The sequence below is a fragment of the Mesorhizobium sp. M0437 genome, from assembly GCF_040321335.1.
GTDB lineage: Bacteria > Pseudomonadota > Alphaproteobacteria > Rhizobiales > Rhizobiaceae > Mesorhizobium.
Map to the genome: position 1 here is coordinate 25550 of NZ_JAMYRK010000013.1, position 13275 is coordinate 38824.

General features: G+C 61.1%; 12 protein-coding genes and 2 tRNA genes. 8 read left to right on the plus strand and 6 right to left on the minus strand.

The window, feature by feature from the left end:
* Positions 1 to 489: 489 nt before the first annotated feature.
* The 4 genes from NKI72_RS10895 to NKI72_RS10910 all read right to left on the minus strand — a co-directional run bounded on the left by NKI72_RS10895 (position 490) and on the right by NKI72_RS10910 (position 2293).
* Entirely contained in the window at positions 490 to 636 is a 147-nt protein-coding gene (locus NKI72_RS10895) for a hypothetical protein (protein WP_352766966.1), read from the minus strand.
* Between the two features lie 62 nt (positions 637 to 698).
* Positions 699 to 902 carry a cyclophilin-like fold protein gene (locus NKI72_RS10900; protein WP_352470375.1) on the minus strand — a complete coding sequence of 68 codons (204 nt, stop codon included), beginning with the start codon at positions 900 to 902 and terminating at the stop codon, positions 699 to 701.
* Positions 903 to 968: 66 nt separating this feature from the next.
* The gene (locus NKI72_RS10905) at positions 969 to 2015 is read right to left on the minus strand and encodes an alpha/beta hydrolase (RefSeq protein ID WP_352830969.1); all 1047 of its coding nucleotides are present in this window, start codon (positions 2013 to 2015) and stop codon (positions 969 to 971) included.
* Between the two features lie 50 nt (positions 2016 to 2065).
* Complete coding sequence (locus NKI72_RS10910) at positions 2066 to 2293, minus strand: hypothetical protein (RefSeq protein WP_352470377.1); 228 nt, start codon at positions 2291 to 2293, stop codon at positions 2066 to 2068.
* Between the two features lie 186 nt (positions 2294 to 2479).
* Between NKI72_RS10910 and NKI72_RS10915 the strand changes: the two genes are divergently transcribed.
* Positions 2480 to 3385, plus strand: a complete 906-nt coding sequence (locus NKI72_RS10915; RefSeq protein WP_352850147.1) for a LysR family transcriptional regulator — start codon at positions 2480 to 2482, stop codon at positions 3383 to 3385.
* Between the two features lie 256 nt (positions 3386 to 3641).
* Here the strand turns inward: NKI72_RS10915 and NKI72_RS10920 are convergent.
* Positions 3642 to 3716 (minus strand) — tRNA-Asn (locus NKI72_RS10920).
* 220 nt (positions 3717 to 3936) lie between these two features.
* On the opposite strand from NKI72_RS10920, the gene NKI72_RS10925 reads away from it, so the two are divergent.
* On the plus strand, positions 3937 to 4197 hold the full coding sequence (locus NKI72_RS10925; protein ID WP_023676401.1) for a hypothetical protein: 261 nt from the start codon (positions 3937 to 3939) through the stop codon (positions 4195 to 4197).
* Positions 4198 to 4259: 62 nt separating this feature from the next.
* Here the strand turns inward: NKI72_RS10925 and NKI72_RS10930 are convergent, their stop codons facing one another.
* A complete protein-coding gene (locus NKI72_RS10930; protein ID WP_156937330.1) occupies positions 4260 to 4460 on the minus strand; it encodes a hypothetical protein in 201 nt (66 codons plus the stop codon).
* Positions 4461 to 4677: 217 nt separating this feature from the next.
* Here NKI72_RS10930 and NKI72_RS10935 point away from each other — a divergent pair.
* From NKI72_RS10935 to NKI72_RS10960, 6 genes are all read left to right on the plus strand, one after another.
* Positions 4678 to 4751, plus strand: a tRNA-Cys gene (locus tag NKI72_RS10935).
* An 89-nt stretch (positions 4752 to 4840) separates the two neighbouring features.
* Positions 4841 to 5509, plus strand: coding sequence for a protein-L-isoaspartate O-methyltransferase family protein (locus NKI72_RS10940; RefSeq protein WP_352500882.1), 669 nt, complete (start codon positions 4841 to 4843; stop codon positions 5507 to 5509).
* Between the two features lie 187 nt (positions 5510 to 5696).
* Entirely contained in the window at positions 5697 to 7088 is a 1392-nt protein-coding gene (locus NKI72_RS10945; protein WP_023676398.1) for a TolC family outer membrane protein, read from the plus strand.
* Positions 7089 to 7287: 199 nt separating this feature from the next.
* Positions 7288 to 8148: a DUF2497 domain-containing protein gene (locus NKI72_RS10950; protein ID WP_352831518.1), complete on the plus strand. Its 861-nt coding sequence runs from the start codon at positions 7288 to 7290 to the stop codon at positions 8146 to 8148.
* Between the two features lie 392 nt (positions 8149 to 8540).
* The gene (locus tag NKI72_RS10955) at positions 8541 to 11324 is read left to right on the plus strand and encodes a valine--tRNA ligase (protein WP_352831520.1); all 2784 of its coding nucleotides are present in this window, start codon (positions 8541 to 8543) and stop codon (positions 11322 to 11324) included.
* A gap of 460 nt (positions 11325 to 11784) precedes the next feature.
* Positions 11785 to 13005, plus strand: a complete 1221-nt coding sequence (locus NKI72_RS10960; protein WP_352500879.1) for an OmpP1/FadL family transporter — start codon at positions 11785 to 11787, stop codon at positions 13003 to 13005.
* The last annotated feature ends 270 nt before the right edge of the window (positions 13006 to 13275 follow it).

Sequence of the window (13275 nt, forward strand, 5' to 3'; positions counted from 1 at the left end):
TGTCACCGTAATTCCGTAATTCCCGTAATTCAGATTGGCTTGGGCGGCCTACATTGAGAACATTGCCGCGCCGCTGTCCAATCTAGGGCAGGCGGCTTTCCATGGCAGGTCGGCCTTGCGACTGGCAATGTCGTCCGGCAAATGAAAGATGAAGCTGAGAACTACGAGTTCGCGATCGGACGACGCCAGGATTCGCCGCAAGCGCACAGGAAACGAACCGTAACCGTGATCGCACTGAGGCGCTACTCGTTGCCGGCGGGCCGAGGAGGATTGCTCGTGACGGTCGGCTAGGGACGGTATCGCGCGGCAGTGTTGAACGCGGCCTGGGGATCAGTACGATCACGAGGGAAATCAGGGAGCGGATCGCCGCGGTGGCAAGGAGGTGCTCCATGCCGGTCGTGGCGTCTGTGACCGCAGGGGCAGGCGCTGTCGAAATCCGCACCCGGCTCATGCCGCTGTTTCCCGTGATGCCACCGCGCTGCACACGCCTCAGCCAGCACGTTCAATTCTCACCGTGACGGAACCGGGACGATCAAAGATCGAAACATCGCCGGCGACCTTCCCGAGCACAACGATGCCGGACGACGGGACGCGACCATTCCGATAGTAGATCACGAAATGATCGGAACTCCACAGCCCGAGCGTGCCGACCGAGAAGTCGCGCTGCCGTGTCTGTTCCGGAAATGGAGCCGGTAGATTTACCGGTCTTCTTCCTGGCGAAGGTGGTCGCTCATCTCAATGGTAAGCGGCAACATCTGAGCAAGAGATTTTGCGGCTTCGTTATCGGCAAGATCGGCCGTGACCTCGCCCCAGTCTGATGAAATGCGAATACGTTCTTGAGCCATCCTGGGTCCAACCATTCCAAATGCAATAACGCCAGCGCTCAGCAGTGATTTCAGCACGGGTCATTCCTCCGTTTTCTAGGCAGATGGAGCCCGCCCCAGCAAACACAGGCTCCATCTCGTCAGTCACGCGGAGAGGTGCTGATTGAAGAAGCTGGTAAGCCTGTCGAACGGAATCAGGTCCACACGGTCGTAGAGATCGACGTGACCGGCGCCCTGGACCCAAACCAGTTCCTTGGGCTCGGCTGCCAGTCTGTAGGCTTCCTCGCTGAATTCCCTCGAATGCGCCTGATCGCCGCTGATGAACAGCATTGGGCGCGGCGAGATCGTCTCGATGTCATTGAACGGGTAGAAGTTCATGAATTTGACGTTGCTGGTCAGCGTCGGCTTAGTCGTTATCTGGTCGGAGACACCCGCCGGGGTAAACTCTCCGCGGGGTGTCCGATAGAAATCGTAGAACTCGCGCTGGATGGGATGCGTCGACGCGGTCAGTTCGAGATCAGTGCCGCCCGTATACTGGATTTGGCCGCCTTCGAATTCGGAGTAGCGCTGTTCGGCGGCCGCCGCGATGATCTGCTTCCGTTGCTCGACGCTTAGCGAGTGATTGAGTGCGTTTCGGTTCGCCGCGCCCATGTCATACATGCTGACCGTGGCGATGGCGCGCATGCGCGGGTCGATCTTGGCGGCGCTGATGACGAAGCTGCCGCTGCCGCAGACACCAATCGCGCCAATGCGGTTGCGGTCCACGAACGCGTGTGTCCCGAGGAAGTCCACCGCCGCGCTGAACGCCTCGGCATAGACATCCGGCGAAACGATCTGTCGGGCTTCGCCCCCGCTCTCGCCCCAGAATGGCAGGTCGATCGCCATGGCGATGAAGCCCTGCTCGGCCATCTTGGTGGCATAGAGGGTCGCGCTTTGCTCTTTCACCGCGCCCATTGGATGGCCGACGACGATGGCCGGATGACGTGCATTGCGGTCGAGGTTCTTGGGAACGAGCAGATTTCCCGCAACATTCATCTGGTATTGGCTCTTGAAGGTCACTTTCTCCAGCGTCACCTGACCGCTTGTATAGAAATTGTTTGCACCGTTTGACATATCTTGAGCCTTTGCGAAGGGAAAGTTGAAGAGTGACGCCCCACTGAAGGCGGCGATGCCGGAGCCGGTCAGCTTCAAAAGCTCCCGCCGGTGGATTTCACGCGCTGGTATTTTCGTATCAGGGGTATTCAAAGGCATTTCCGATCTCCTGTAAGTTTGGGTTGGAATTGAACCACTCGCCACTTTGGCCAGTCCTCTTCGAGTTTGAGCAGACGCCGACCGTTGCCGATCAGCGCGATTGCGAAGCCGGCCAGAACCAAGCTGCCGATGAAGATCGCGGAGATCGTCAGACCATACAGCAGCACCCCTCCGACTACCGCGCCCAGAAGGATCGAAGCCTGGATCGCCGCGACCATCAGGCCTGCCGGCGGCCTCGGCCGCATTTTGCGACATCCATGTCATCCAAATCACCGACATCGCGGTAATGCATTGTTGCAGTGCAAACCTAATGGTTTTGCCATAAAGCGATTACCCGTATAAATCGGCATGAACCTATCGACTATATCGAATAATTCGCTGCAAGCGACGGAGAGAGAAACTTCATGGCCAGAACCGATCTCAACCAATTGACGTGGTTTCAGGCTGTCGCAGAAGAGCGCAGCTTCACCAAGGCTGCGGCAAAGCTCGGCGTCGCGCAATCGACGCTCAGTCACACGACCAAGCAGCTCGAAACACGCATGGGCATACGCCTTCTGACCCGCACGACGCGTAATGTCGCGACGACCGTTGCGGGCGAAAGGCTGCTACAGACGATCACCCCGCGCATTGGTGAAATCGAAGACGAGATCACAGCGCTGATGGCGCTCCGCGAAAAGCCGTCAGGCTCGATCAGGTTGACCCTGTCCGACCACGCGCTCGAAAGCGTGGTCTGGCCGAAGCTTAAGCCGGTCCTCAGCGGCTATCCCGACATTGGCGTCGAACTGATCCTGGACAGCACCTTCCGCAACATTGTCGAGGAAGGCTTTGATGCCGGTGTCCGGCTTGGAGAGAGCGTCGAGAAAGACATGATCGCGGTCCGCATCGGCCCGGACTGGCGCTTAGTCGCCGTGGCTTCGCCGCGATACTTCGCGCCGCACGGCGTGCCTGTGCATCCGCAGGATCTGGTCCGGCACGTCTGCATCAACATGCGTCACGAAACCGCCGGTGGTCTGTACGCATGGGAGTTCGAGCAGGATGGACAGGCGCTGCGTGTCCGTGTGGACGGTCAACTTACCTTCAACAACTCCTACGCCATGATCGACGCGGCAGCGAGTGGCTATGGCATCGCCTATGTTCCCGAGAACATCGTGGAGCGGCACGTCGTCTCAGGATTGCTGGTGAAGGTCCTCGACGACTGGTCACCCTTCTTCGATGGCTATTTCCTCTATTATCCGAGCCGCCGCCAAAACCTTCCTGCGTTCAAGATCATTGTCGACGCGTTGCGGCATAGGGATCCGTCGGGATCGTGATGTCCCTTCGTCATATTGCACTCAGGGGCGTGGTCGATAGCGGCTCATTCCTGAATCTCGATAGGCGCAGCAGGAAAGGCATAGGTCGAGGTCCGGTATCCAACTCGAAGCGTTAGTTATAACCAGAACATCGCGTCGATGCTTGCGCGAAGGTTGGCCACAACTTTCTTCCCCATCGCGCCGGCTGGAGCGAAGCGCATGATCCTACAGGGAAATTGAATAGGTCCGCGGCCGCATCGCACCGCAGCGTAGATGTTGGCTCCCCGGGCCGGATTCGAACCAGCGACCAACCGGTTAACAGCCGGTTGCTCTACCACTGAGCTACCGGGGAACAGAGGCTCTTGCGTGAGTGGGGCAGCCTATAGCAAACCCGTTTCGGCTTTGCAAAGAAGCATTTCGCATTTTTTCGATGCTTTTTGGCGCGAGGCTTGCTGGCAATGGCCGGCGAGCGCCCTCATATGAGCTGTCTCTCGCCTGTCAAGGAACAGAAAAGGCCGTTGCGGCTTTCTCCGGCTGATGGTGCTACTGATGCAAACGGATCGACATTTCACATGACGGCAATGAGCGACGAACAGCCACCGGCCCGGAAAATCTCGGTCTTCGGCCGCCAGTTCACCATGCCGCGCTCGCGCGGCCTCAGGATTGCGATCGGCGTCGTGCTGATCATCGGCGGCATTCTCGGCTTCCTGCCGATCCTGGGTTTCTGGATGGTGCCGATCGGATTGCTGGTGCTCTCCTACGAATTCGCATTGGTGCGCCGTCACCGGCGCCGCTTCGTCGTCTGGTGGGAGCGACGGCGCCGGCCGGATTGAGACTGCCCTGCTGACAGGCCGGTATCCGGCAATTGTTTGAGAGCGGCGTGGTCGTCCAGGCCTCACCGAGGCTGGTCGAAACAGCTTTCCAGGCGTTCGCAAAGCTCCTTGAGAACGGCGGTAGCCGATGCCAGCCGCGCCCGGTCGCGCGGCGGCAGGCTGTTTGCGCCTTCTATGCTGAGGCGGTCGATGGCATAGCGCACAAGCTCTGCAGACTGCGACAATCCGCGCGACGTGCCGTCCTTCGTAGCTGCTCGACGCATGGCGGAGCCTCCTCTTTGCCCAACGTGGCCGCCGGTTTCGGGTTCCCGTCGCCCAGAATCATGCTTAACGATAAGCTAATATGTTATTGCTAAGATGGGCATTGCGTTGATAAGGCAGGGCATGGAATGTCGAGGAACCGTTGGGAATGCATGGTGGCCGCTTGACGGCATTTTCGCCGCAACCTATTGGAGCCGGGTGGAACGCCGGGAGCAATGAGGCCTCGTGGCGGAGTGGTTACGCAGAGGACTGCAAATCCTTGCACCCCGGTTCGATTCCGGGCGAGGCCTCCAATGCCCGAGCTCCCGCGCGTCAGCGCCAGGGGGCTTCAGTTCCGGTCGAAACAGCCGCGGCCTTTGCGCGGCAAGCGGATGGTTGGAACATGAGCGCTGATTTTGCCGAACGCCGGGTGAAGATGGTCGACGGCCAGATCCGCACCACCGACGTGACCAGCGCGCCGTTGCTCGAGGCGATGCTTGTGGTGCCGCGCGAGGCCTTTGTTGCCCCCGGCCAGCGCGATCTTGCCTATATCGACGAGGACATCCGCATTGCCGATACGGCCGATGGCCCGCGCTATCTGATGGAACCGTCGCCATTGGCCAAGCTGATGCAGCTGGCCGATATCGGCCCAAGCGATTCGGCACTCGATGTCGGCTGCGGCACCGGCTATGCGGCGGCGATCCTGTCGCGGCTGGCAAGGTCCGTGGTCGCGCTGGAAAGCGATGCGGCGCTGGCCGAGACCGCCACTTCGACGCTTGCGGCACTCGGTTGCGGCAATGTCACCGTGGTCCAGGGGCCGCTGCCGCAAGGCCACGCAGATAAGGCGCCTTACGACGTCATCCTGATCGGCGGCAGCGTCGGCGAGGTGCCGGCGGCGCTGTTCGACCAGCTTGCCGAAGGCGGCCGACTCGTCGCCGTGGAGGGGCAGGGCAATTCGGGCGTAGCCCGGCTTTTTTTTAAGACTGGAGGGGTTGTAACGGGAAGACGCGCATTTAATGCGGCAATTAAGCCACTACCGGGATTCGAACGCATTCCCGCCTTCGAATTCTGAGTGATTTTGCCTTGCAGCGAAGGCGCTGTCATGATCGCTTGCGTTTGAACAATCGTTGCTGATCTGCATAACCGGGTGTTTCTTGGGGGCTTTCAGCGGGGGAACGATAAAAAACGCGGCGCCGGCTGATCAGAAGGAGAAGCCAGCGTGGCGCAGTTCCCGTGCAAAACGAATGAGGGAATATAACGTGCCGTCTGTACGCAAGTTGCTTTTTACCGCTGTCCTCGTTTCGGCGACCGCGCTTTCTCCAATGGCCGCCTCGGCCGAAACCATTCTCGGGGCCCTTTCAAAAGCCTATCAGAACAATTCCTCGCTTAATTCGACACGCGCCGGCGTTCGCGTCACCGACGAGGGCGTTGCAATCGCAAAGTCCGGCTGGCGCCCGACCATCACCGGTTCCGCGGACATCGACTACACCAGCACCCATATCAATGGTACTAGTCGAACCGCGCGCATAACTACCGGCAACTTTGGCGTCCAGATCAATCAAACCCTGTTCGACGGCTTTCAGACCAGGAACAACGTCGCGGCCGCCGAAGCGCGGGTCAGCGCCTCGGTCGAGAGCCTGCGCAACACCGAAGAAAACACCCTTTTCAACGCGGCAAGTGCCTATATGGACGTCATCCGCGACCGCCAGATCGCGGTGCTGACCGAACAGAACCTGCAATTCCTGACCGAGCAGGCGCGTGCGGCGCGTTCGCGCTTCGAGGTCGGCGAAGGTACCCGCACCGACGTCGCGCAAGCCGACGCGCAGCGTGCCTCCGCGGTGGCGCAGTTGAGCGCCGCCCGCGCCACGGCGCTGGCAAGTGCCGCGACCTATCGCCAGATCGTCGGCGATGAGCCCGGCCGTCTCAGGCCGGCTTCGCCGCTGTCGAAGCTGTTGCCGTCGAGCCTCGATGCAGCGATCGCGATCGCATCGGCCGAACATCCGGCCATCCTCGCCACCGAGCACCTGGTCGACGCGGCGGCGTTTTCGGTTAAATCGGCCGAAGGCGCGCTGCTGCCGCAGCTTTCGGCTAGCGCCGGCGTTTCCGGCGACTATCGCAACACGGTTCCGGGCGTTCTTGGGGCATCGCAGGATGGCACAAGGACGTCGGCGAACATCGGCGCGACACTGACCGTGCCGATCTATTCCGGCGGACGGACCTCGGCGACCGTGCGCCAGAACAAGGAATCGCTCAGCCAGGCGCGGATCGAAGTCGACGTGAGTCGCGACCAGGTGCGCCAGGCCGTTACCTCGGCATGGTCGCAATACACCGCCGCGCAGCAAAGCGTCACGGCCAACCGGCAGGTGGTCGCCGCCGCGCAGCTTGCCCTGAACGGCGTCATCGAAGAGCGCAATGTCGGCCAGCGCACCACGCTCGACGTGCTCAACGCGCAGGCGACCCTCATCACCGCCAAGATCAATCTTGTCAGCGCCGAACGCGACGTGGTGGTGGCGAGCTATGCCATCCTCTCGGCGGTTGGCCATTTGTCGGCAGACCGCCTTGCGCTCAACGTGACGAAGTACAGGCCCGAAGAGCATTACAACGCCGTCAAGGACAAGTGGATCGGTCTGCGCACGCCGGACGGCCGCTGATCGCCAGGCCGTGTTTTCAGCCCGCGCTCGAACGACGCGCGGGCTTTCAACTCCCGACCCTAATCTGTTGAAATCCGAGATGTCGCCAGATTGGGGATTCTCGCAAGCCGTTCCGTCGGTTACGCTGTTGCCATGATTCGAATCCGGCATTGCCGGACAGGAAATCTGAGAACGAGTCACAAGGGCGGCGGATGTGACGATGGCGACGGCAAGCAGCGTACAGCGCGAACCTTCCATGGAAGAAATACTAGCTTCCATCAGAAGGATCATCGAGGACAGCGATACCGGCCGCAAGCAGCCGGGCGACGCCGACGAGCTGCGCCAGGATCTGCAACCGGCGCCGGCAGCCGGACTGGCAGCGGAGGGGGATGCGTTCCGCTCCGAACTGCGCGGCGGACTGGAGATCGCCAAGCCGGCCACGCGCGCCGAGGTGCAGCCAACGGCCGCGCCGGTCATTGAGCCCCTGGAAACGCCGCTGCGCGCCGGCCCGGAAAAGGCAGCGGTGACGCTGGCTGAGGTGAACACCGCTCCCGCAAAGCCGGATCGGCCTGCGACAGCCAAGGCTGCCGAGACGACCGACACCATCATCGCCGATTGGCGGCGCGAGATCGCGGCGGTCGGCGACGCGATGGCCAAGCCGGAGCGCGCCGAGCCACGCCGGACGCCGGACGCCGAGCCGAAAGCCGAGGTTTTCGAGAACGAGGCGACTGCTGAACCTGTGCCGGAGCCTTCGGAAATTGGGCCGGAGCCTTCGGAAAGCGGCCCGGAACGTTCTAAAATCGGCCCGGAATCTTCTAGAATCGGATTGGCGCGTCCGGCGGCCAGCGAGGCGCCGTCCCTTCGGCCGGCGATCCTTTCGGAGCATACGGGCCGGCAGGTTGCCGCCGCCTTCGGTGAGCTTTCAGACGCGTTTGCCAGCCGCAGCAAGAAGACCTTCGACGAGATGGCCGAGGAGATGCTGCGGCCGATGCTGCAGGACTGGCTGGACAACAACCTGCCGACGCTGGTCGAGCGGCTGGTGCGCGAGGAAATCGAGCGCGTCGCGCGCGGCGCGCAGTAGCAATTCGGAGAGCCGCCAATGGGCGGCGCTGGACCGGCGAATTGTCGAAGTCGGCGCTGCCCCTCATCCGCCTGCCGGCACCTTCTCCCCGTATAGTGACGGGGAGAAGGGGTTGACCGCAATTTAGGCGCCTTTTCCGCAACGTTCGTGACTGGCGAAAGCTTCAGTGCAGGCGTTTTTCTCCCCGTCACTATACGGGGAGAAATGCCCGGCAGCGGCATTCGCACAGTCAGCGCAAACCTGAAGCGATTGCCTTGCAACATTCAGTCCCGCGAGTTGCACCGAACCATCCCGGCGCTATCTATTGGCCATGCCGCCCTTGCGGTTGACTTGGCAACAACCTTCCGATTTACACCGGACCACAAATTCCGGACAGCGCGGACCGTTTTCCCATGCTCGAAAAGACCTACGACGCCAAAGCCGTCGAGCCGAAGATTGCCAGGATCTGGGAAGAGGCCGACGCGTTTCGGGCCGGTGCCGGGGCCGAGGAGGGGGCTGAAGCCTTCACCATCGTCATCCCGCCGCCGAACGTCACCGGCTCGCTGCATATGGGTCATGCGCTCAACAACACGCTGCAGGACATTCTGGTGCGCTTCGAGCGCATGCGCGGCAAGAACGTGCTGTGGCAGCCGGGGATGGACCATGCCGGCATCGCCACGCAGATGGTGGTCGAGCGCCAGCTTATAGAAAAGCAGATTCACCGCCGCGACCTGACGCGCGATGAGTTCATCGACAAGGTGTGGGAATGGAAGGCAGAATCCGGCGGCGCCATCCTCAACCAGCTGAAGCGGCTCGGGGCCTCGGCCGACTGGAGCCGGGAGCGCTTCACCATGGACGAGGGCCTGTCCAAGGCCGTGCTCGAAGTGTTCGTGACGCTCTACAAGGAAGGGCTGATCTACAAGGACAAGCGCCTTGTGAATTGGGACCCGAAGCTGTTGACCGCCATCTCGGATCTCGAGGTCGAGCAGCAGGAAGTCAACGGCAACCTCTGGCACTTCCGCTATCCGGTCGAAGGCATGACCTTCGATCCGGAAAATCCGAAGACCTTCATCACCGTTGCGACGACCCGCCCGGAGACGATGCTGGGTGATACGGCTGTCGCCGTCCACCCCGACGACGAACGTTTCCGGCATCTCGTCGGCAAGAACCTCATCCTGCCGATCGTCGGCCGCAGGATCCCGGTGGTGGCGGACGAGTATTCCGATCCCGAAAAAGGCAGTGGTGCGGTCAAGATCACGCCGGCGCATGACTTCAATGATTTCGAGGTCGGCAAGCGCCACCGGCTGCCGGCGGTCAACATCCTCACCGTCAATGCGGCGGTGAGCCTCAAGGACAATGAGGACTTTCTCGCCGGACTGGAAGTGACGCCGGAGCGCCAGGCCGTCTGGGACAGCCTCGACGGCCTCGACCGTTTCGATGCGCGCAAGAAGATCGTCGAGCTGATGCAGGCGGGCGGCTTTCTCGAGAAGGTCGAGCCGCATCGCCACACGGTGCCGCACGGCGACCGCGGCGGCGTGCCGATCGAGCCGTTTCTGACCGACCAGTGGTATGTCAATACGGCGGAACTGGCCAAGCCGGCGATCGCCTCGGTGCGCGAGGGCCGTACCAATTTCGTGCCCAAAAACTGGGAAAAGACCTATTTCGACTGGATGGAAAACATCCAGCCCTGGTGCATTTCGCGCCAGCTCTGGTGGGGCCACCAGATCCCGGCCTGGTACGGGCCGGACGGGCATGTCTTTGTCGAAAAGACCGAGGAAGAGGCGCTCGGTGCCGCCGTCGAATACTATCTGGCGCTGGAAGGGCCGTGGAAGGCCTGGGTCGAGGACAAGCTTGAGAATTTCCAGCCTGGCGAGATCCTGACCCGCGACGAGGACGTGCTCGATACATGGTTCTCGTCGGCGCTGTGGCCGTTCTCGACGCTTGGCTGGCCGGACCAGACGCCGGAGCTGAAGACCTATTACCCGACCGACGTGCTGGTGACCGGTTTCGACATCATCTTCTTCTGGGTCGCCCGCATGATGATGATGGGCCTGCATTTTATGGACCAGGAGCCGTTCCATACGGTCTACGTCCACGCGCTGGTTCGTGACAAGAACGGGCAGAAGATGTCGAAGTCGAAAGGCAACGTCATCGATCCGCTCGAGCTCATCGACGAATACGGCGCCGATGCGCTGCGCTTCACCTTGACTGTGATGGCAGCGCAAGGCCGCGATGTTAAGCTCGATCCGGCCCGCATTGCCGGTTATCGCAATTTCGGCACCAAGCTGTGGAACGCGACGCGCTTCGCCGAGATGAACGAAGTGGCGCGCGACGACGATTTCTGGCTGCAGGACGCCAAGCTGGCGGTCAACCGCTGGATCCTGACGGAGCTGACGCGAGCCGCGCGCGACATAACGGACGGCATCACCTCATACCGCTTCAACGAGGCGGCGGGTGCCGCCTACCGCTTCGTCTGGAACCAGTTCTGCGACTGGTACCTGGAACTGCTGAAGCCGGTGTTCATGGGCACCGACGAGGCCGCCAAGGCCGAGAGCAGGGCCTGCGTCGCCTTCGTGCTCGACGAGATCTACAAGCTGCTGCATCCGATGATGCCGTTCATGACCGAGGAACTGTGGGCCGAAACCGCCGGCGAGGGCAGGCAACGGCAATCGCTGCTTTGTCATGCGGCATGGCCGTCGCCCGACTTCGAGGACGAGGCGGCCGCCGCCGATATCAACTGGCTGATCGACCTTGTCTCCGGCATCCGCTCGGTGCGTTCGGAGATGAACGTGCCGCCGGCGGCTATCGCACCGCTCGTGGTGATCGGCGCCAACGACGCGACACACGAAAGGCTCGAGCGTCAGAGCTCGGCTATCAAGCGTCTGGCGCGGGTCGGCGACATCTCGCTCGCCGAGGCGCCACCCAGGGGATCCGCCCAGATCGTCGTCAACGAGGCGACGATCTGCCTGCCGCTCGGCAGCCTGATCGACCTTGCCGCCGAGGCAGCGCGCCTGCACAAGGAGCTTGCGAAGGTGACCGAGGAAATAGCGCGGCTCTACAAGAAGCTGTCCAACGAGAAATTCGTCGCCAACGCGCCGGAAGAGGTGGTGGAGGCCGAGCGTGAAAAACTCGCCGAATATCGCGAGGCGCAAGAGAAGCTTTCGGTGGCATTGGCGCGGGTGCGCGATGCCGGTTGATCGAATAGATTGGGCCGGTTGATCGAACAGATTGGGCCGGCTGATCAAACAAGTTGATCGAACAGATTGGGCCGGCTGATCAAACAAATTGGGCCTGCTGGCCGCAATAGATTCGCCGGTCACGAATCTGCCTTCCAGACAGGCCGCCTGCCACGAAAACGGGCATTCCGCAGCGTAAATCTTGAGGCAAACTGAATGTTTTTGCCCCATTGTTGCCGTAATGTAACAATGGCTAATTGGGCACGCAAAATGCCCTGTTTTGTAGTGATTTAGGGGTTTTTCCCGAGTTTTCTCGTCGATCTGTATTGTGGCGGCCATTTTCCCGCCTCGGTAAGAAGGCCGACACCTTGTCGGAAATGCGTTCAGCCAAGCTGTACATGTACGCACGGCGAATTCGTTGTTGCGCCGTTAACCTGAATTGGTTCTAGCTTGATGCAAGGATATTTCGGGGAGGAGATTCATGTGTTATTCGCGTCTGAAAGTGCTGCTGGGCGCGGGGGCTTTTTCGCTGGCTTTGGCTGGGACGGTGCAGGCCGGGGGCTTTGACCGGGGCGGCGTCAACATCGACCAGCTGTTCGACGCGGCGCCATATTCGTTCGACGCAGGCGTCACCTATGTTTCGCCACAGCGCAAACTCAAGAATGTGCAGCGTCTCGATGGCTCGGGTTTGTCGACATCGGCGGTGGACGTTGGTGGCGATTATGCGGTGCCGCATGTCGGCATCAAGGCCAACATCTTTGAGCCCGTAGACTGTCTTGCCACCTATACGAGACCGTATGGTGCGGACGCGAATTTCGGCATGAACAACGCCTATTCGCCGACAGCGGTCAAATACGCCGTCGACACAGACGATTTCGGTCTCACCTGCTCCTATAAGGTGAACGTCGGCAAGGGCTCCGTACGATTCATCGGCGGTGTCTCCTACCAGCAGGTAGACGCGTTTCTTTCCCGTCAGACACTGCTCGCCTTCGGCAATACCGGCCTCGGTGTCTTCAAGCTATCCGACGAGGCATGGGGTTGGCGTGCGGGCGCAGCCTATGAGATCCCCGAGATCGCTCTGCGCGCCAGCCTGATGTACTCTTCGAGCTACAAATATGACGGGCTGTCGGGAACCGTCGACACGACCGGCTTCAGGGGCGCCTTTCCAGCGGATCTGATTCCCGGCTCTACCGGCGTGTACCCAGTCTCGGCGTCGGCTGAGATACCTCAGGCTCTGGAATTCAAGCTGCAGAGCGGCATAGCTCCTGGCTGGCTGGCCTTTGGTTCCATCCGCTGGCAGGAGTGGAGCAAGCTTGGCGTCATTGCCATCAATGGCGTGCGCAGTCCGGTAACCGGTTTGCCCTCGCCCGTTTCATTCGACCTGCTTTATCGCGACGGCTGGACGGTCACGGGCGGTATCGGGCACAAGTTCACCGATCAATTGTCGGGCGTGGTTTCGCTGACCTGGGATCGCGGCACCTCGACGACCTCCGGCTATCAGTCGGATACCTGGGCCGTCGCCAGCGGCGTCTCCTATTCGCCGAACGACCAGGTCGAGGTCAGGCTCGGCGGCTCGATCGGTGTGCTGACGAGCGGGTCATCGACTTTCAGCGGTGTCGGCGACGTGGCAAATGCCGTTACCTACACCTACGGCAACGACCTGCTTCTCGCTGGTTCGGCTTCCGTCAAGATCAAGTTCTAACTATTGAATTTTAAACGACAAAACGGCCGGGCGCTGCCCGGCCGTTTTGTTCGGTGCGTCATCCGGCATTCGGCCAATGCAACAAATTGCCCCCCATGATGTTCGCTCCGATAATTGTGACGTTTTGGCAACAGTTTCTGAACAACCCTCGCGTCGCCCGGCCGCCCGAGAACATTGCCTATTTCCCGCCATAAACCCGGCGCACCTCGAACCTGTCTCGGGACATGCGCCAAAAGGCTAGGCGAAGAGGCAGGCCGCACCGCCCGCGGC

Bases quoted from the DNA above. Each gene is read 5' to 3' on its own strand.
- NKI72_RS10930 (WP_156937330.1), bottom strand. From the start codon at position 4,460: ATGCGTCGAGCAGCTACGAAGGACGGCACGTCGCGCGGATTGTCGCAG.
- NKI72_RS10910 (WP_352470377.1), bottom strand. From the start codon at position 2,293: ATGGTCGCGGCGATCCAGGCTTCGATCCTTCTGGGCGCGGTAGTCGGA.
- NKI72_RS10925 (WP_023676401.1), top strand. From the start codon at position 3,937: ATGACGGCAATGAGCGACGAACAGCCACCGGCCCGGAAAATCTCGGTC.
- NKI72_RS10960 (WP_352500879.1), top strand. From the start codon at position 11,785: ATGTGTTATTCGCGTCTGAAAGTGCTGCTGGGCGCGGGGGCTTTTTCG.
- NKI72_RS10955 (WP_352831520.1), top strand. From the start codon at position 8,541: ATGCTCGAAAAGACCTACGACGCCAAAGCCGTCGAGCCGAAGATTGCC.
- NKI72_RS10940 (WP_352500882.1), top strand. From the start codon at position 4,841: ATGAGCGCTGATTTTGCCGAACGCCGGGTGAAGATGGTCGACGGCCAG.
- NKI72_RS10915 (WP_352850147.1), top strand. From the start codon at position 2,480: ATGGCCAGAACCGATCTCAACCAATTGACGTGGTTTCAGGCTGTCGCA.
- NKI72_RS10950 (WP_352831518.1), top strand. From the start codon at position 7,288: ATGGCGACGGCAAGCAGCGTACAGCGCGAACCTTCCATGGAAGAAATA.